The following is a 20737-nucleotide window of genomic DNA, read 5'->3' on the forward strand; positions in this document are numbered from 1 at the left end:
CTATTCTAAGCCAAATTCCTGACGCTTACGCTTAAGCTCATTATTCATATCCGACGCATATTTATTAAGCACTTCACGGTTGTTGTAATAGTAATAAACAACCTTTCTGAAAGCGTTTGTTAAATTACGGGTGATATAATAGCTTGCCGGTGTCTGATAAATATCGGAAATGCTCTCTCTTGCATCAGTGAGGTTTTTCATTTCGCTCTGCGACCACTTCAAAGCATCAAAGGCTTCCATATTGGCAGTGTTATATCTTGCAGAGGTGCCGAGAATTGTTTCAATTTCATTTCCGAAACGGGTTTGTATGGAAGCGCTTGTCCACCAGTCAATAAACTGGATTGCTTCCTTTTGTCTTTTACTTGCCTTGGGGATAATTGCCGAAGAGCCTGTACAGGACTGAGCTCTGTTTATTCCGTTTTCGGTTTCTACACCGGGAACAGGCACCATTTCCCAAAGATTTCTTATTTCGGGCGCCGCAACAGAAAGCTGATTATACATTGTAAAGGAGATAATGCCCATAGGCATTTCACCTGTTCTGAAACGGTTGAAGAAATCAAAAGCCAAGGGTAATTCATATTGCTTGTAAAGGTCTGTCCATATGCTGAATGCCTTTACAGCTTCTTTTGTTGTAAGAGTAACCTCTGATAAAGCCTCGTTGTAAATGTTTCCGCCGTTCTGAAGCAGAAGCATTTCAAAGATTGACTGATTTTCGGGTATTCCCACCTGCATATTCTTTTTCTGCAACTTTGAAACTACATCATAAAACTCTTCCCAGGTGGATGGAGGAACAAGTCCCTGCTCTTCAAAAATATCTTTTCTGTAGAAAAGCATATTATAGCCCTGTGTTTCGGGCACACCGTATACTCCGCCGTTATATATGTTTGCTATCATAGCAGAGGGGTGAAATCTTTCTTTTATTTCTTCGTATTCTTCAAATTGAGATATATCTGTCAATGCGCCTCTCATTGCAAGGTTTATAGGCATACCCTTAGGCACGAAAAGAGCCACGTCGGGATAGTTTCCGCCTACGATTGCCTGCAGGAGAGTGTCTGAGGTGTTAACCAACGAAAGATTTACCTTAAGTCCTGTTTTGTTGGTAAGGTCCTCGTCTATAATTCTTTTGAGAAGCTCTGCCTGGTCACGACCTGAGGAAATTCCCGTTGTCATCATATCGTTTACGCTTACCCAGATTTTTAAAGGACTTTGATTTTTTTCATCGTAAGCATTACCGATAGAGGTATAGTCCTCAAAGAAAGAGAATACAAAGGACTGAAATCTGTAAACTAATTTTTCTATAATGTTTGCTTTAAAGGTATTTGCCTTTGACCCGTCGGGAAGCACCTGAATATAGTCAAGCATCAAGGGCTGCTCCTTAAGTCTTAAAAGAAGCTCTGCAAGTCCGCTGATGTTTTGCTTGAATCTGTCAAGTCTGCTTGCCTCTGAGGTAATGTTATGAGTATCCTCTATGAAGCTGTCAAGCTGTCTTATAAGGTCATAGAAGAAGGCTGCCTCAGTACCCGATGAGCCTGCACGGTTTTCGATAATCTCAAGCTCGTCTACAAGTGTTTTATGAGCGCTTTTCAAGCTGTCTACAAGACCGTCAATTTCATCGTCCAAAAGATAATCTCTGTAAGGGTCGGGTGATATTCCCGTTACCATTACTATTTTTCTGTATATTTCATTTAGCTCTCCTACTGCGCTTTCAATAACACGAAGAGTTCTCGCATATTCGCCCAGCTTTGCTTCAAGCTTTATAATATGCTCGCCCTCGGTGAGATAAAATTTATAGGGAGCTCCGTTTTCGTCCTTTAAGGTATCTGTTTTCCAGTTAAGGCTGTATCCGAATTCAACCTCGTTAAGCTCGTCAAACAAAACCTTATCGTCAACAGTTATTTTGCGTATTGAGGTAAGACCTCTTTTTGAATTCTGACAATATTTAAAGGAAATATTGTAAAGTCCTGCCTTTTCTACCTTAACCTTATAGCTTACCCAGTCGCCGCAGTCCTTCCAGGTGGAAGAGCCGCCAACGATATTAAGCTTTATTTTTGCAGGGTCAGAGGGGCTTATATCGGGGCTTGAACGGTCAAAGCTGGGGTAAATTCTTGCAGTTGAGCGAAGGAAGGGCTTTTCAGCTTCAATAATAATGGGAGAAGCCTCGGGCACTTTTTTATCGCTTATGCTTTTGAGATATTCTTCATATGAAGGGGCTTTTTTATCTGCATTTAAAATAACGCTTTTAACTGCAAAGCTTTCCTTTAAGCTTTTAATTGTAATTAAGTTTTCGCCCGCCTCTAATTTAAGTAAAAAGGCTTCGTCAAAATATCCCTCTTTATCACGCAAGCCTTCAGTACATAAAGCCTGTACCTCTTTTTGCAGAGGAAGCTGTTCGTTGCCTCTGTTATCCTTTTCAAATCTTTCAACATCTTCTGCAAGGTCATATTGCCAGAGCTTAGGCAAGAATATTCTTTCAGCCTCTGTAAAAGGAATTTTTGAATTAACCAAAAGAGAAATTTCTATATCTGCGCCTGTACTTTCATAGGAATAATACTGCATTGATATAGGATAAAGCGCCGTTTTTTCAACGTTTACTTTAAATGTTATTTCAGAGCCCTCTTTAACAAGGGGAAGCCCTTTGTCATCTGAGATATCCGCAAAATCGGTATGCTCATTTGCAATATTTTCTTTTCCAAGGCTAAGAGTGCCGTCAAACACTTCAATATTGCTGTTTGCGTCAAAATACTGCTGATAGTTTATATTTTTTTGCTCTGCATTTTCTGTACTGTCAGGCGTTGTGCTTTTTGTTATAGTTCCGCCCGTTTCGGCAAAAACAAAAAGGCTTGACAAAAGAAGCAATGCAAGAACAAAGCATAATATTTTTTTAAAGCCTGTCAAAATTATCCCTCCCGGATTATTATCCTACAATACCTGAATTTTCTACACCTTGTATGAATTTTCTCTGTAAAATTACATAGAGAAGAAGCGGAGGCAGTATTACCAGCAGACAAAATGCCTGTTGCATAACAACTACTTGATACGGGTCGTATGACAAGGTGTGCATTGTCAGCTCCAACAGACCCTTAAGACCCGAAAGCTTTGTGGATACTGTGGGGAAGCCTGCGCCTAAATAGATAGAGGTCAGATAATAATCGTTCCAGTACCATACAAAAGAGAACAAGAAAATCATAACGATTAAGTTTCTTGCGTTGGGAAGCATAATTCTGAAAAAGGTCTTTATTCCGCCGCAGCCGTCAACAAGAGCTGCGTTTTCAAGCTCTATGGGAAGACCTTTAAAATATTGCATAAAGAGCAAAATGAAAAGGCCCGAACGAATACCCATACCGAATAAAGCATTGATAAGGAAGGACAAGGGCTGTCCCAACAAAGAAAAGCCGAAGCCTGTTCCTGTAAGCATAGTTTTAATGCCCATTATGTCAAAATCTCTGTAATTGAGATATGTGGGCAAGGATACCATCTGGGGAGGAACAACAATTGTAAATATAACGATTATGAGCATAATGGCCTTACCCTTGAACTTATATCTTGCAAAGCCGTAGCCGACAAAGGCGGAAATAAACAGCTCTATCACAGAACAGGAAAGGCTTAAAAACAAAGTGTTCATCAAAGCTCCTGTATAGTCTGTAATTTCCATAACAAGCTTAAAGTTTTCCAAGGTAAAGTGTCTTGGTATCCAGACTATTGAAGGGTCATATACGTCTGCAGTAGTTCTGAATGCCATACTTATCATATATAAAATGGGATATATAATGATAAAGACCATAAACACTAAAAATATAAATCTGAAAATTTTATAGCAAATATCAAGCAGATAAAATAACGGTGAGGAATTAACAATTCCGTCTCTGCTGATTTTCTTATCCTTTGGCATATATTTTTTCTCCTCTTGAGTATATATGATGGCTCGATGCAAGGCATCGGCACTAACTTTCAAAATTCAATTATTTGTTGTAGTGTATCTTTCTGCCAAAGAGCAGATAAACTATTCCTACAAACAGCATAACCGTAATAAAGTAAATCCAGAACAGCGACGACATATATGAGAGTTGGAAGTTTTTATAGCCTGTATCTACAATATATTTCATTACGGTATTGTCATAAGAGGTAAACAAATCAATAACTGTATAAATAAGAGAAACCAAAATATAAGGTGAAATCATGGGAAAGGTAATTTTCCAGAAGGATTCCCAGCTTGTTGAGCCTTCCACCGCCGCAACCTCGTAATAAACGCTGGGGATAGCCAAAAGACCTACAAGGAAAATAATTACCTGCAGACCGCTTTGCCATACAAGGTCCATTATGTTACTGATAAGTGTTGAAAGGAAATTAACAACACTTTGCGGAACGTCGCTCTGTAAAAGAAGATTGGTAAGCAATGCGGGATTAAAGAGGTTTGAGGTTGAATCTCCGCCTCTTGCAATTTCGCTTAAGCTTTGCTTGATAATAGACGTAACAATGCCCGTTGCCAGAATAAAGGGAAGGAAAAACATAGCACGCATAAAGGTACGTCCTATAAATTTCTGATTGAGAATTATGGCAACGAATAAGCTGAAAAATACTATGCAAGGCGCCAAAAGCACCATTTTTTGAATTGTTTCGGTAAAAAGCCTGAGAAAGTCTGCGTCCTCTACAAAGGGCTTAATGTAGTTTGCAAAAAAAATTTCCAAAGGACCGACAAAAAGACCGCCCTCAGCAAATTTAACATCACTGAAGGAATATCTTATCGTTGTAATAAGCGGATAAAGGAAAAATACAATTATTCCGATTATCCACGGACTTACAAAAAACAAGCCCATAAAGGATTTTTTATTTTCTAATGTTAACCTACGCATATGTATATCCTCTTAAAATCAAAATTTACGCCTTTTATTTTCTATCTTATTTGCCGGTATAATCAAAGTTATACCGGCAAATAAATATACTATTTGTTTAATTGTCGCTAATATCTACAGAAAGTTTTACATATTGGAAATATGTTGTGGGAGTTCCGGGGCCAAAAGTACCGCCGATATAGAACTCGTCCTTATCTATTTCTACGCAGGATGTAAAGTTCTTGTTGTAGAATACGGGATAATGCAAATAGCCGTCAGTGTGCTTTCCTGACTGAACGTTATAAATTGTAAGCGGGTCGCCCCAGGTTACAAGGTCTCTTGATGCTCTTAGCATAATTGAAAGACCCTGACTTGTCCACGCCTCTTCAACGCCGAGATAATAGGGAGTTCCCTTAACCTTGGCAACGCTGAAGCGTACAATCTGGTCATTTATAATGATTGAGCTTTTTCCGCCTTTTTTATAGAACATATCTCTGCTGTTCTTGTCAAAGTTCTTGGGTAATGCATCCTCTTCCCATTTGCCTGAGAAATATGTTTTGAAGCTTCCGGGCTTACCTAATTCGGAAATAGGAGAACGGGCAACCTTAAGGCCTGCCTGTCTGCCTGCCTCGGAGTTGGTTTTAGAGGTATCAAGATAGTAAATATAAACGTATTCACCGTCGGAAAAGCCTGTGGGATGACGAAGTCCCTGAGATGCCTGCTCACCCTTTGAGTTGAGATAACCTGCAGAGGGCCATATAACAGGACCTAAGTCGCCATCGTTAAAGGTTTTTGTTCCAACATCCTTTGACGGAAGCACTGCCATACTTGTAAATGCAAAGTATGTGCCTGAGCTTTCCTTGTAAACGCCGTCAGGACCTGCGCCGTCATACTCGTCTTGGCTGTAAACCTTATCTAAAGGAAATACAGTATTGTTGTAGTATACGGGGCCTGTACCCAAATCAAAGCGCTCATTCTTATTTTCGCAGTGCATAATTGCAAGAAGGTGCTCTTCCTTACCCGCCGGCTTAACAGTCAGCGTGTTGAAAATACCGTAGTAATTACGCATCCAATAAGGCTCGTTTGCTATTGTTTCGGGCTTCCAGGTCTGCTGTCCGAAGTTTACGATTGAAGAAGATGACATAGTCTTCTTAGAGCTTGTATTAAAAACATTGCTTGTGGACTTGAGAGTTTTGCCCGAATTAAATTCAGCCATACCTGTCCAGCTTGTAGCTAAGAATGCCTTCACCTTTCCGTTAACCATCTGTAAATACGGAGGCATCTCAATATAATAGCCCATTTGCTTAACCTGAGCAGCAATAGGCTCGTTGTTTTTAATGTCAATTGTTCTGCTTGCAAGCTTTACCTTGGGAGCATTTGTATAAGTAATATTGATATCTATATCATCATCCCCTATATCTCCTGAAGGCTTGGACGAACTTGCAGAAGGCTTGGAAGAGCTTGGTGTACTGCTGCTTTCGTCCTTTGAAGCAGAGTCAGACGAAATGTCTGACTCTGTATTCACCTGTGAAGAGCTTTCCTCTTGCAAGGAGCTGCTTGAAGGGTCTGCCTCTTTCCCATTGTTACAGGAAGAAAGAGAAAACACTGCAACCAATGCAAGAAATAATGCTGTAATTCTAAATTTCATACTATTTCTTTCCTTTAGCTGTTCTTACTGTTAAGCATCCAATCATAATCATAGACGCCATAAGTAATGTTACAAAAATCAAAAGTGTTGTATCGCTTGTGTCGGGTACTTTTACATCGGAAATCTTGTAATTTCCTTCGGAGAGGAAGTATTCTCCGCCCATTGTAATTTCAAAGCTTACATATCCGCCTTCAACTGTTAAGCCCTGCTTAACAACCTCAGCGTCCTCAGTTAAGAAGTCGTAAAGGTAAGCGTTTATCTCTGTGTCATCCTCAAGACCTGTATATATTCTGAGAATTGCTTTTTCTGCGGGGAGTTCATCCTCAACTGTTGTAATAAAAGTAGTTTCAAAGGGGTCAAAGCCTGTAAGCTCAACTATAGCATCCTGGAAGAAGCTTCCGTTAAGCAGGATATTTGTTTCAAAATCGTCTTCCGTATTTGTTATATCCTTACCGTTTATAGTCCAGCTGTAAAGAACCTTTTCTCCGTCTGTAACCTCAACTATAATATTCTGGTCCTCACCCTGAAGAGCTTCGAAAATTACAGAAGAAATTTCATAGGGAGATGTAGATGTAATAACAATGTCATTATCTGTATTGTTGATTTCATCAAGTATTTTATCAATGGTTATTTCATCCGAACCGGGCTTTGTCAATGTTCCGACAGAAGCGCATTCTCTGTCCTCCCAATCAGCAGGAAGGAAATCGGTTGCTTCTGTGTTGAATGCTCTTGTATACGCCATTATATCGTCAAGATACGCAGCTCCGCTTTCTCCGCCGATGTACTCTATATATGCATAAAATGCAGGACTGAAGGATGAATCAGCCATTGATACATCAAAATCGGGAGAAGGATGTGTTACTACAAGAGAGTCAAAGGGAAGCTGAATATAGCCTTCCCAATCATAAGGCAACTGAATATCAACGCCGTTAACTGCAACATATTTCCAGTTTGTTTCGCCGCCGCTGATAACCTTTACATAGCTGCCGTCCTTAAGACCGAGAACTGCAAAATCAGAGCCCTTATTGCCTTCAAAGCCTGGCTTGAAGCCTAAAGTATCTGTTGCGCTTGTTGCGTTCTTGCCGGGTGTTTTAACATATACTATTATACCGGACATATCAGTTACAGGACCATACTGCTGTATGGGTGCTTTGAAAGCGCATTCTCCGCCGTCTGCCCAGGTAAGAAGTCCGTCAGGATACTCAAATTTAGCAGATACTCCGCCAATTCCTGCAAAATCGTCGGAAGCAACAGCTGTACCTACTATGCCGTCAAAGTACCACTGTCCGTTAGGCTTCTGAGCCCAAGCGCCCTTTCTGGGTGTGCTTGAAACTGCAGCTGCTCCGAGAAGGTCTGTGTCCTTTGCAAACTTGTCAAAATCTTCAAGCATATAAAGACCTGTTGTAACCTCGGGAGCTCCGGGAAGCTCTATTGAGGGAGCAAAGCCTGTAGAACCGTCATCGGGACCGATTACGCCGACAATTCTGTCGATATACATACTTACATTTTGCTGAGGCTCGTGAGTCTCAATAAAGATGTATTCGATTTTGCTCTTGTCAAGCTCGGGACCGGGGTTTGAAGGATTCTTAGTCATTCCGTCTAAAGGAATGTTGTATGCAATCAATTTATTACGGGCATCGAAGAACCAAGTCATATTCTTCTGACCTGAAGAATAGTCATTGTCAATGTATGCGCCTAAATCAGCATCATAAATTTTACCTAAGTTGTTACAGTAATAAGCATATCCGTCAGTGGTGTAAACGCCGAAACGGGAAACCGCCTGTCCGCCCATATGTCCCTGAGGAGTACACTTTTCACCGTATTTGATAAACATAATAACTGTGCTGAGATTTTCAGCATCAATCTGGCTTACGTCTACCTTGAAGAACTTAAATCTCCATTGGTCGTTTACTGTACCTGTAATCTTAAGAGATTTTGTACCGTCAACCTTAAATTCTTCAGTGATTTCAGCAGTAGCATCAGCAGTAGCCTCATCGTCAAACAAATTGTGGCCCTTGAAGGCATCTTCCGCAGAAATGTTTTCGAAGTCCTGTATAACTGCAAAGTTATTGTTTGAGCCGCCGTTTCCGCCGTCGCCATTACCGCCGTCGCCGCTTCCGCCTTCACCTGTAAAGCCTAAAGAGTTATCGTAGTCGCCCTGAACGCCGACAATTCTGTCAACATAAAGGCTCTGACCGCTCTTGGGCTCGTGGGTATACATAATAAAGGAAGTAATCTTTGTTTTGTCAAAGTTTGAGTCAATGGGAACAACAACTGCAATTTCTTTGCTGTTTGCAGGGCTGAACCAAATCATATTGCCGTTTCCTGCAGAATAGTCATAGTCGATAAAATTGCCTGAAGCAACGTCATATATCTTTCCGATGCTGTTGGAAAGCTTTTCCTGTCCGTCTGCAAGAACGCCGAACTGAGCAACTACCTGAGTTCCGCTTTCCTGAGTACAGCTTGCAGGCAATTTAAGGAATGCAATAATTGTACTCATTCTGGAAAGGTCAATATTTGCTGTATTAAGATTTACAGAGAAAACGCCCCAATCGCTGTTATTCTTTGTAACCTTAAGGGATTTTGTGCCGTCAAAAGCATATTCGGTAGAAATAGCAGCATTGTAAGCAGGAGATTTATGAGCTCCGAAGGCTTCCCCTGCAGTAGTGTTTTCAAAGTCCTGTAATACCTTGAAGCCGTCAGGACCAAAGCTTCCACCACCGCCGTTTCCACCGCCGTTTCCGCCGCCGTTTCCGCCGCTGTTACCGCCTTCACCTACAAAGCCTAAAGAGTTATCGAATGCACCTTCAACACCGACAATTCTGTCAATATAAAGGCTCTGACCGCTCTTGGGCTCGTGGGTATACATAAAGAAAGATGTAATCTTTGTTTTGTCAAAGGTGCCGTCAATGGGAACAACAACTGCAATTTCCTTGCTGTTTGCAGGGCTGAACCAAATGGTGTCGCCGCCCTGTCCGTAGGAGTAGTCATTGTCAATAAATGCTCCTGTAGAAGCATCGTATATTTTTCCCAGACTGTTTGAATATTTCTCTGCGCCGTCTGCAAGCACACCAAATCTGGCAACTGCCTGAGCTCCGCTTTCCTGAGTACAGGTTGCAGGCATTTTAAGGAACGCAATAATTGTACTCATTTGAGAAAGGTCAATATCTGATGTATCAAGATTGATTGAGAAAACAGACCAGCCACTATCACTCTTTGTAATTTTAAGAGATTTTGTACCGTCTGCCGAATAGTCTGTGGAAATAGCCGCATTGTAGTTAGGAGATTTGTGTGCTCCGAAGGCATCTTCTACAGTGGTGTTTTCAAAGTCCTGTAAAACTACAAAGCGAGGTCCGTTCTGTGCAATAGCTGTTAAAAAGGAGCAGGTGGAGAAAATTAAAAGTATAGCAAGAACTAAAGTCAATATCTTCTTGGTTTTCATATTTTTCTCCCCTTATTATTTGTTTTTCAATGTCTGCTCTATCTCATATTCAATAATAGGCTTAGCAGAAGCAACAGCGTTTACAGCTGTTTTATTCTCTGTATAAATGAGATTCCAGAGCTCAGGCCACTGCTTGTCATACCAGTTGCCAAGACCGTTGATAAATGAGAATACCTTCTCATTGGATTTTACAGCCTCTTTATAGATAGCAAGATTTTTATCTGTTATCATTTTATTTCTCTGAGAAATAGCATAGGTTGTATTTTTGTTTGCATCGCTGAATACAGCGCCGTAATAGATATAAGCCATAGCACCCTTAGGATTCTTTGCTCCTACGGGAACACCCCAAGCCTGAGTAATTGCAGGGTTGTAGTGCTTTGAATTTTTATCTACCTTAGGCATGGGAACCATACCGATTTCAAAAGCTGTATGCTTTGATTCGTCGGGTACTGCATAGCCGGGTCTTTCAGCCATAAATGCTACCTTCTGAGCGTTGAATAGAGCGTTGAAGCTGTTCATCGCTGCAGTTGAGGTTGATTTATCCTCGTGTATCATTTTTCTGAGCATTTCAAGACCTGCAATTTCAGCAGCTTTGTCAAGAGTTATATCAATAGTACCGTCTTTATTTAAAACAATTCCTCTGCCGCCTGCTGCATAAACGAATGCATCGTGTATCCAGGAAGCATAGCCCCAAACCTCTGTCTGACCGTCCTTTTGCTTGGTTAAAGCTTTAGCGTATTCACGGAACTTATCAAAGGTCCACTCGCCTCTTTTGTAAACTTCATAGGGGTCAGCAGCGCCGTCAAGACCTGCATTTTCAAGCAAGTTCTTGTTGTAGTGAAGCATAATTGTATCATAAGCTTCTGTGTTTACAGCGTAAGTCTTGCCCTTCCATTTGTAGTTGTTAAGAATTGTCTTATCCCAGAAGGGAGCGTTTGCATCAATGTAAGAGTCAATAGGCTGTAATATATCTGTTGCAGCGTATTTGATAAAGTGCTGGTCAAAGCAAACTGCCAAATCAGGAGGATTTCCTGCAGCAACCATTTCAAGTATCTTTACCTGCCAGTCAGCCCAGCTGTAGATTTCAACTGTTACTTTACATTCGTATTTCTTCTCGAATTGCTTTATCATAAGCTTTGTTATTGTAGCAGGCTCTTCAAAAGCAATAACTCTTACAGTTGTTCCTTTTAAATCAGCATACAAATCCTCTGATTTGTCAGAAACCTCTACGTCTGTAACAACTGAATTTGTAGGTGCCTGAGAGGACTCTTCAGTATCGTCAGACGATTCTCCGCCGGTTACGGCGGAGTCTTCGTCTTCTAAAAGGTCATCATCGTCAGTAGTGTTATTTCCTGTGTTGTTGTCTATATCATCACTTATGCCGCTGCTTGTGCCTGTGCTATCCTTAGGAGTGTTTTTGCAAGCAGTAAGGAAAGTAAGTGATAATACAACAACTAATATTATAGCTATTATTCTTTTCATATGTTCCTCCAATGTAAACAATTAGGGGTAATTAGGCTTTAAAAAGCTCTTTCTTGAAGTTCAACAAATCAATGATTGAAACATAACCGTCTGAATCAGAATCACAAGCTGTCTTGAACAGACCGTCAAGATTGATTTTGTTTAAGAGGTCGTTTCTCATCTGGATAAGGTCAAGTACGTTTGCTTCACCGTCGCCTGTAACGTCGCCTTCAATAAGAACGCTGTAGGTTTTCTCTTCGCCGTCAACTGTAAAGGTAACTGTTGCGCCTGTACCAACCTTGGAGTCTACTGTGTTTTCAAACTGTACGTTTGCATTGTTTGCAGCCTTCATTTCTTTAAGAAGGTCAGCTACTGTTGTGTTAGCATCAATATTTGTAATAACGTCATTTTCAACCTCAAAGCCGTTAAAGAGAACTGCAGGAGGAACTTCTTCGTTGAATTCGCCCTGAACACCGATAATTCTGTCAACGTAAAGTGCCTGATTTTCCATAGGCTCGTGAGAATACATAAATACTGATGTAATCTTTGTCTTGTCAAAGTCATCTCCCAAGGGAATGATAACTGCAATCTCTCTGTTGTTTGCAGGGTTGAACCAAATCATATTGCCGCCCTGTCCCTGAGAGTAATCCCAATCAATATAAGCGCCGGTTGCAACATCAAATATCTTGCCAAGCTTTGTTGAATATCTTTCGCCCTCTGCGAGTACACCAAACTGAGCAACTATCTGGTCGCCGCCGTTCTGTGTGCAGGTTTCGGGAAGCTTGAGATACATAATAACTGTGCTTAACTTAGTAAGGTCAAGTCTTGATGTGTTAAGATTTACGGAGAATACGCCCCAGTTGCCGTCAGTGCTTGTAACCTTAAGGGATTTCTCGCCGTCAGCTGCATACTCGCTTGTGATTTCACCTGAGTATGTAGGAGATCTATGTGTGCCGAATACTTCGTTGGTTGTTGTGTTTTCAAAATCCTGAAGCATTACGTATTTGGAATCGTCAATAACCTTTGCAAAATCTGTTGAGCCGTCAAACTCGCCAACTATACCAACAATTCTGTCAATGTAGATAGCCTTATCTGCAATAGGCTCTGCAGATGCCATAAATACGGAGGTAATTGCAGACTTGTCAAGCTCGCCGTGGGTTGCAATATCGTCTGCTTTTATTTCATCAAGAGGAATAACAATACCTATTTCTTTGTCATATCCGGGTGTTACCCAAATACCGTACTTGTTGCCGAATGAATAGTCGGTAGAAAGCATCTGTCCTGCCTTAACGTCATAAATCTGACCAACGTTATTGGAGTGGTACGGATTTCCGTTTGCAACTACACCGAACTGTGCAACAAGCTGAGAGCCGTTTTCCTGAGCGCATACATCGGGAGTCTTGATAAACATAATAACTGCGCTCATCTTAGATGTGTCTATCTTGCTGAAATCAGCATTAACTGTAAGATATGCCCATCCGCCTTCGGTCTTTGTAACCTTAAGGGATTTTTTGCCGTCAACGCTGTATTCCTTGGAGATTTCTGTTTCGTATGTAGCGCCCCAGCAAGGACCTAATACTTTATCGGGATCAGCGTTTTCGAAGTCTTCAAGAACAACAAAGTTCTTTTCTTCTTCGGGCTCATCGGGAACTTCGGGAACCTCGGGCTCTTCTTCACTGGGAACGAAGCCTAATGAACCGTCAAATGCGCCTTCAACAGCAACGATTCTGTCAATGTAAATAGCCTTGTCTGCAACAGGCTCTGCGGATTCCATAAATACAGCTGTGATTCCTGACTTGTCAAGAGTTCCGTCCTCAGCCTTGATTTCGTCTAAGGGAACGATAACAGCTATTTCTTGGTTTGTTCCGGGAGTCATCCAGATACCGTATTTGTTTCCGAAGGAATAGTCAGTTTCAAGCATTACACCTGACTTAACATCGTATAACTGTCCAACATTGTTGGAATGATAGGGATTGCCGTTAGAAACTACACCGAACTGTGCAACAAGCTGGTCGCCGCCGTTTTGTGCGCATACATCGGGAGTCTTAAGGAAGAAGATAAGTGTGCTTAGGTTTTTAGCCTTTATCTTGCTGATATCAATGTTGATGTTAAGATATCCCCACTCACCTGTAGCCTTTGTAACCTTAAGGGATTTTGTTCCGTCAACTGCATAGTCTGTGGATATCTCTGTGTTGTAGGTAGTGCCCCAAGAGGGTCCTAAGATGTTTTCTGTTGTTACGTTTTCAAAGTCCTCAAGAACTGTGAACTTAGTTTCTATAGCAGGAACAAAGCCTAAGGAGTTGTCATACGCGTTTTCAACGCCGACAATTCTGTCAACATAGATAGCCTCACCTGCCATAGGATCGTGAGTATACATATATACTGATGTAATCTTTGTCTTGTCAAAATCGTTTCCTACAGGTATAACAACTGCGATTTCTCTGTTGCTTGCAGGAGTGGTTATCCACATTGTATTGCCTGTTCCGGAGGAATAGTCATTGTCAATAAATGAATTGCTTGCAACGTCAAATATCTCGCCAAGTCCTGTTGATTGTCTCTCTCCGTCTGCAAGTACACCCATCTGTGCAACTACCTGGTCCCCGCCGTTTTGTGTACATGTTTCAGGAAGCTTTAGATACATAATAATTGTGCTGAGTTTGGAAAGGTTAATCTTTGATGTATCAAGATTTACAGAGAATACACCCCATGACTCGTCGCTTTTTGTAACCTTAAGTGATTTTGAGCCGTCAATTGAATACTCGTCTGTAATTTCTGCAGAATATACAGCAGATTTATGTGCTCCGAAAGCGTTTTCAACAGTTGTATTTTCAAAGTCCTGTAAAACTACGAATTTAGTTTCGCCGGGAGCAACGAAGCCTGTAGAGCCGTCGTATTTACCTTCAACACCCACAATTCTGTCAACATAGATAGCTTCTCCTGCCATAGGATCGTGAGTACTCATAAATACTGATGTGATTGTTGTTTTGTCATAGCCCATTCCTACAGGGATAACAACTGCAATTTCCTTGTCGTTGAGATTGCTTATCCACATCTGATTTTTGTTGCCGTAAGAATAGTCATTGTCAATAAATGAGTTGCTTGCAGAGTCAAATATCTTGCCCAAGTCGTTTGAAGCGTACTCTTTTCCGCCTGCAATTACACCCATCTTTGTAACTATCTGTGTTCCATCTCCCTGAGTACAGGTTTCGGGAAGCTTGAGATACATAATGATTGTGCTAAGATTGGAAAGGTTAATTTTTGATGTATCAAGATTTACGGAGAATAGGCTCCACTCACTGTCGCTCTTTGTAACCTTAAGTGATTTTTCGCCGTCAACTGAATACTCGTCAGTAATTTCTGCAGAGTATGCGGGAGATTTGTAATCCCCGAAAGCCTGTTCAACTGTTGTGTTTTCGAAATCCTGTAATACTACAAATTTTGTTTCTGCATATGTAAGGTCGATAGTCCATCTCTTGATAGACATCTCTTCGGGCTCGTAGGGTTTGTTTGCGCAGTACAGATAGAACTGCTGACCAACTGTAGCATTTTCTTTTGTTCCGCAGTCGATAATTGTTGTATACTGCCAGCCTGTTCCTACCTCTATATCATCTCTGTAGTTGGAAGCGGGCTCGTTAACAACGTCTGAATGCCAATCCCAAGTAACGCCGTCCTTGGATTCCCAAAGCTTAACGTATGTGTTAGCGCCTTCCCAGGTCATCCAGGATGTAGCAGGAAATATGTGCCTGTGTATTCGCTGTAAGCAGCGTTTGCATGAGTAATACCTGTTACTGCATTACCGTAGGAATCCTTAAGAGCAGAAGCTACGCCGCCCATAGCAGGCTGGTCCCAAGTATTGTTATAATACTTGTTCCAATTGGTAACTGTGCCTTCCTTTGCTGCTGCCAAAACGTCTGCCAAAGGAGCTCTTGCAGCTGCAATCTGTCCCTCTGCTGTATATTCGGTAAAGTAAATGTAGAAATATCCGTCTTTAACTATATAAGGACAGCCCTGAATAAATCCGCCGGAAAGGTCAGGGTCGCCGTAAGGAGCAACTATTTCTCCTAAATAGGTAAAGGTGTCGCCGTTATTGGTTGAGTAAGCAAGAGCTATTCTGCCCTTGTTTGCAGAGCCGTCAGAGCCTGTAGCATATTCTATATGTAAAAACGCAAGAAGTCCGCCGTCTGCATCCTTATAAATATTTATAATCCAAGGCTGACCGTTAATAGCATTTGCATTGGTAAACATCTGCTCCTTGGTCTTTTCAAATATGGGAGTCTGCATAGGCGCATCAACAGTACCGGAGAATTTCTGATGAGAATTACCTCCGTTATCACTGGTGATAAAATATCTTGTAGAGCCTGAAACCCAAGTGCTTAAAGGGCTGTCAGGAGAATACGCGCCGGTAGCTGTTATGTCTTGTGCTGTAGCAACCGTGATAGGTCCTGTTTGCTCAGCCGCTATAGCTATTGTGGGAACACAAACAGATACAAGCATAGCAACTGCACAAAGCACGCCGAGAATTTTTGTCGCTGATTTTTTCATAGTTTTTCCTCCTTGATTTGCTTTTTTATTTATTGTCAGTTCTTCCGAACCGAATTACAGTAATTATAGAAAACCGCCGACAATTTTCTTCGTTTTTCGATTTTTTGGCTATTTTCCAATAATACAATATAATAGTACCATTTCATATAAAAATTTTCAATGCAAAAAATCATATGTTTATTGCAAATTTACATATATTGTAGCAATTTTACCTTGCTTTTTTAAAAATCATATGCTATAATATGTTCATTATTACAATAATTGACAGGTGAGCAAAATGAGAAAGCCGTATATAAATATCGTAAACGAGGATTTGGGTAATGAAAGCCCACTGTTTAAGGTTGAGCAGATAAAAATGAATATGCCTAAAATCCTTTACAGCGAAGAGGTAGAAACAAATCAGATATCTGAGGTTTTCTACAATGAAGAAAAAGAGATTATGCTTCATAAAACCTTGAACAAGGATATGAACTCTTACGCAAAAAATCTTGTACCGATAAATGTGCCTGAGTATTGGAACTCCCTTTTGCCCGATGTTTTGCTTTTTCATATGCACACTTATTTTGAAATTACAGAGGTAATTTCAGGAAAAGCGCTTTTTGTTGCCAATAACCAATGTATAGAAATTAACACAGGCGATATTCTTATGTTTAATGAAAATGTGCCTCACTGCTGGTGTCCCGACCCTGTCGACCCTGCCGTTTTAAAGGTTTATTACTTTTACCCTCACCTTTTGCTCAATAAAAACTTCACAGAGGAAAAATACGGATTTCTTCATACTCTCTATTCGGGAAACTATCCTTTCTTTTTCTTTAAATCAAATACAGATATGAACAATTCCGTTAAAAGCATACTTTCTTCTATATATGATGAATTTGTTATGAAGAAAACAGCGTATCAGCTTGTTATAATTTCAAAGCTTCTGGAAATGTCAAGTGTTTTAATCCGCTACATAGATGCTTCTTACGCCTCACGTTTTCAGGATTCTTCAAAAATCAAAACCCACGTGGGCTATTCCTCTGTAAATACAGCGATAGACTATATCAACAGCCATTACCTTGAGCCCGATTTCAGAATTTCTAAAATTTCGCAAATTGTTTCTATGAACGGAAATTATTTTTCGGGACTTTTCAAAAAAAGTATGGGAATGACTCCTGAAAACTACCTTAAAAGCCTAAGAGTTTCAAAGGCTGTCGAGCTTCTTTCAAGTTCAAATTTAAGCGTTGCGGAAATAGGTCAGCTTTGCGGCTATGAAAGCTTTTCAAGCTTCTATCGCTCCTTTATTTCCATTATGGGTATAAGTCCGTCAAACTATAAAAAGACTCATAAATAATTTGTAATTCTGACTGTTTTAAAGGAGCTTTTATGAGAAAACACTCTGCTTTATTAAAAATGATTCTTACCTCTTTGTTTCTGGCGCTCGCTTATGTTCTGCCCTTTTTTACAGGGCAGCTTTCCGAAATCGGCTCTAAGCTTTGTCCTATGCATATCCCAGTGCTTCTCTGCGGCTTTATATGCGGTCCTTTCTGGGCTCTTGCGGTAGGCTTTGTCGCCCCCTTGTTCCGTTCACTTACCTTAGGCGCACCTCTTCTTTTTCCAAGGGCTGTCTGTATGGCATTTGAGCTTGCCTCTTACGGCTTTATTGCAGGTTTATTGCACAAACTGCTGCCTCGCAAAAAGCCATATATTTATTGCTCCCTGCTGAGCGCTATGATAACAGGCAGAATAATTTGGGGGGTTGCTATGCTTACCTGTCTTGGATTAACAGGCAAAGCCTTTACTTTCTCCGCCTTTATAACAGGTTCGCTTGTCAACGCAATCCCGGGTATTATCGTTCAAATAATATTGATTCCTATTCTCGTTATGCTTCTTGATAGTCCCAAAATAACAAAAGGGCCGTAAAAACCTTCGTTTTTACGGCCTTATTTTACATTTTCGGTTTTTACACTCAGAGGGAGAGTTATCTCCCCCTGAGTGTTTTATGGAATAAAGAGTTTCTTTAATAAAGTGATTTTATTTCGCATTTATAGGCAAGCTTGGTAAATTCGGCGTAAATACCGTTATAGCCTGCAAATTGTATTTCAATGGATATAAACTCGGCAATATTTCACTGTAAAGCCAATCAAGATTTATAGGATATTCCCCGATATCAAACTGACTTTTAATATTTTTAACATTTTTAAAAATAAGAGTATGTTCTTTTAAACTGTTTAAAGGGTCTGTTAATATTAAAATTAAATCGTATACAAATCGTGATTTTAACTGCCTTTTTTCAATAGAAAAGCTTTTTATTTTGTAATCGTGAAAATGTCTTTTTGAAAATTCTTTTAAAAATCGTTTTGGCAATTTATAAGATATTGCTTCAAGCTCAGAAATAACTTGATCTATTCTTTCGTTCCATTCTTTTTCTTATTGCTTGCCGTCGGGTAGGCAAACTTTTTGAGCTAAATCATCTGTTAAATATTTCATTTTTAACCCCCTTTATTAAGGAAAAACAGGTATTGCATAAGGATAGAAGACACAGAACCGTCCCCTGTGTTATGTTATGTTTTCTCAACGACCGTCAATAGTTATTCCCGGAGTCCATTTTCCATCTCCGATATACACACAGTCCTCTTTCCAATCTTCTGCTTTAATAATATAGACAGAAAGAACTCCTTCGTTATTATTGTCATAATCGTCTATTACACATTCTTTGATAGCCATATAGTATTTCATTTCGGCTGTTGTAATACAAAAGGAAGACTGTATTTCTTTTTTCTTTTTTCCTTTATTTTTTTCATAATTGGCATTCACTCCTGTATCAGATGCAGAAGAAATTGAGGTTATATCACCATGAATAGAATCAATCAGTCTTACTGCATCCTGCGATAGAGTCTTTTCATTCTGAATGGCTTTGGCGAACATCATCACAATTTTCGAATCATTTCTCTGCTCAATGGCATCGATTATTTCGTAAAAGGTTGTATCTGCAACTTTTTCATTATCATAAATTTTAAAAAACATATTTATTCCCTTCTCAGAGCAGGAGGCAAAAACAAACAATAAAACAAGTAATAATATTAAAAATAGTGCTTTTTTCATACAGAACACACCTCTCTCAAAACCGAAGAATTGCCATTTCTAAATCATCGTAAAATGACCATCGAAAATCCCTTTCGGCTCGACCTTTGAAAGCATAATACATGTCAAAATCATTAAACCCTAATCCAATCGATACAAAAAGTTCATTAACATTTACATTTTGATATGCCGGATTAAAACCGGTAATCCACCACTGATCTTTTTCTGGATAATAATCAATAATGAAATTATCTTTGTATGTTACGGTCATCCCCATCCACATAGCTAATCTGGGGTCTACGATACGATGACCACTAGAACCGCGATAAATTCCCAACTCTGCTCCGGCTCCTAAATTGATATAATCACCTTTCCACGTCCAAATTGTACTTCCCCTTTTCTTTTGTAGATTTTTAGATAAATAAATTGAACTATAGTTAAGGCTTTGTGCTTGATTGGTAAATGTCAAAAATATACTTTGATTTCGCTCCGAATTTAATTTTTACAGCATCGCCTTTGTCAATATCCTTGCCAATAATAACAAAAGGTTTGACGCTACTATGAACCATTGTATATTCTATGTTGTCAATAATTAAACATATGCGGTCTTTGCCATCTTGTTCTATACTATCTATAATACCAAATTTTTCTTCGACAACATCTTGATTATATTCGTAATATGCCAAAGAAATCGGGTATAGATTATGATAAACAAAAAACCAGAACCAAAAGCAACTAAGCACACTACTTACAGCTATACATAAAATTATACGCATCTTTCGATTTTCAATCTTTTTAGCTTTTTTTATTATACCAAAAACTATTCTAAAAAGCAAAAATCCAGTAAATATCGCCACAAAGGTATGTGTTAAAAAAGAGACTCTTAATAAACTTTCCACAGTAATCACCCATATAATTAATCAATACACCAATAATAGTCATAGCCACCATATACTCCATATGAATTGCTAACAGTAAAGCCATATGCACTTGCTCCATTAGGCCACCAACAGTAATCAAAACCAATTCCAGTTACAATACCTATATCCAAGAAGTCTTTAGCATAATCATTTTTGGCGTTGACATTGTTAACTATTCCAACGCTATAAGAAATAGTAATTGGAAACACTGACGAAGTAGACTGTCCAACTCCAGCATGAATATATGATGCATCAATATTTTTATTTGGACTAAGGACCTTGCTGACACCAACTTTGACATATGAATCTTCTATTTTAGTGCTTACTGAGACACTTATATCAGCAACAAAATCGTGTTCATACATAAATTCCGTAAAAGTCTGCATTTCTTGGGACGGTTTTGTTTCTTGAAATGGCCTAGAGTTCCACAAATCATTAGCTCCCTTAGGATCATAAAAACTCCGCTCACTTGCTGCCTTTCCATATATGATGTTGCTTACGCTTGCCATCAGCTCATCTACTGCTTCAATTAAATCATCTATCCATAAATAATACCAGTGTTCGCCATTTGAATCAACTCTGTTTATGGGATTGTTACCACAGTACATAAACAAATTATAATTACTAAAATTATTGTCAGCACTAATAAACCTCTGCACAACAGGATCATAATACCTTGACTGCAAGTAATAAAAGCTTGTTTCGGAATCGTAGTAATAACCACGGTATCTGAATGGGTTGATGTTAGCTATGTGAGAAGCGTTGGAAGAAACATCAGTTCCGTTTGCATCTTTTATGGAAAGCTTGTTACCCCAAGCATCATACTCATATG

The 20737-nt window shown here is 39.7% G+C and carries 14 protein-coding genes; 2 read left to right on the top strand and 12 right to left on the bottom strand.

The window, feature by feature from the left end; genetic code table 11:
- The 8 genes from E7480_02595 to E7480_02630 form a co-directional block, all read right to left on the bottom strand.
- Entirely contained in the window at positions 1 to 2895 is a 2895-nt protein-coding gene (locus E7480_02595; GenBank protein MBE6903475.1) for an extracellular solute-binding protein, read from the bottom strand.
- Between the two features lie 19 nt (positions 2896 to 2914).
- Positions 2915 to 3889, bottom strand: a complete 975-nt coding sequence (locus tag E7480_02600; GenBank protein MBE6903476.1) for a carbohydrate ABC transporter permease — start codon at positions 3887 to 3889, stop codon at positions 2915 to 2917.
- Between the two features lie 70 nt (positions 3890 to 3959).
- The gene (locus tag E7480_02605; GenBank protein ID MBE6903477.1) at positions 3960 to 4850 is read right to left on the bottom strand and encodes a sugar ABC transporter permease; all 891 of its coding nucleotides are present in this window, start codon (positions 4848 to 4850) and stop codon (positions 3960 to 3962) included.
- Positions 4851 to 4947: 97 nt separating this feature from the next.
- Positions 4948 to 6477 (bottom strand): hypothetical protein, encoded by a 1530-nt coding sequence (locus tag E7480_02610; protein MBE6903478.1) that lies wholly within the window; start codon positions 6475 to 6477, stop codon positions 4948 to 4950.
- A gap of 1 nt (position 6478) precedes the next feature.
- Positions 6479 to 9919: a hypothetical protein gene (locus tag E7480_02615; GenBank protein ID MBE6903479.1), complete on the bottom strand. Its 3441-nt coding sequence runs from the start codon at positions 9917 to 9919 to the stop codon at positions 6479 to 6481.
- Between the two features lie 15 nt (positions 9920 to 9934).
- Complete coding sequence (locus E7480_02620) at positions 9935 to 11401, bottom strand: extracellular solute-binding protein (GenBank protein ID MBE6903480.1); 1467 nt, start codon at positions 11399 to 11401, stop codon at positions 9935 to 9937.
- Positions 11402 to 11432: 31 nt separating this feature from the next.
- Positions 11433 to 15098, bottom strand: a complete 3666-nt coding sequence (locus E7480_02625) for a hypothetical protein (protein MBE6903481.1) — start codon at positions 15096 to 15098, stop codon at positions 11433 to 11435.
- The gene (locus tag E7480_02630) at positions 15095 to 15922 is read right to left on the bottom strand and encodes a DUF4185 domain-containing protein (protein MBE6903482.1); all 828 of its coding nucleotides are present in this window, start codon (positions 15920 to 15922) and stop codon (positions 15095 to 15097) included. The genes E7480_02625 and E7480_02630 overlap by 4 nt, the downstream gene beginning before the upstream one ends.
- A 277-nt stretch (positions 15923 to 16199) precedes the next feature.
- On the opposite strand from E7480_02630, the gene E7480_02635 reads away from it, so the two are divergent.
- Both E7480_02635 and E7480_02640 read left to right on the top strand, forming a co-directional pair.
- Positions 16200 to 17255: a helix-turn-helix domain-containing protein gene (locus tag E7480_02635; GenBank protein ID MBE6903483.1), complete on the top strand. Its 1056-nt coding sequence runs from the start codon at positions 16200 to 16202 to the stop codon at positions 17253 to 17255.
- Between the two features lie 32 nt (positions 17256 to 17287).
- Complete coding sequence (locus tag E7480_02640) at positions 17288 to 17824, top strand: ECF transporter S component (protein ID MBE6903484.1); 537 nt, start codon at positions 17288 to 17290, stop codon at positions 17822 to 17824.
- A 651-nt stretch (positions 17825 to 18475) separates the two neighbouring features.
- On the opposite strand, the gene E7480_02645 is transcribed toward E7480_02640, so the two are convergent.
- The 4 genes from E7480_02645 to E7480_02660 all read right to left on the bottom strand — a co-directional run.
- On the bottom strand, positions 18476 to 19006 hold the full coding sequence (locus E7480_02645; protein MBE6903485.1) for a DUF5104 domain-containing protein: 531 nt from the start codon (positions 19004 to 19006) through the stop codon (positions 18476 to 18478).
- Positions 19007 to 19022: 16 nt separating this feature from the next.
- Positions 19023 to 19460, bottom strand: coding sequence for a DUF4474 domain-containing protein (locus E7480_02650; protein MBE6903486.1), 438 nt, complete (start codon positions 19458 to 19460; stop codon positions 19023 to 19025).
- Positions 19423 to 19884, bottom strand: a complete 462-nt coding sequence (locus E7480_02655; protein MBE6903487.1) for a hypothetical protein — start codon at positions 19882 to 19884, stop codon at positions 19423 to 19425. The genes E7480_02650 and E7480_02655 overlap by 38 nt, the downstream gene beginning before the upstream one ends.
- Before the next feature lie 17 nt (positions 19885 to 19901).
- Positions 19902 to 20737 (bottom strand): RHS repeat-associated core domain-containing protein (locus E7480_02660; GenBank protein ID MBE6903488.1); only part of this gene is annotated, 836 nt, incomplete at its 5' end.

This window comes from Oscillospiraceae bacterium (assembly GCA_015067255.1).
GTDB lineage: Bacteria > Bacillota > Clostridia > Oscillospirales > SIG519 > SIG519.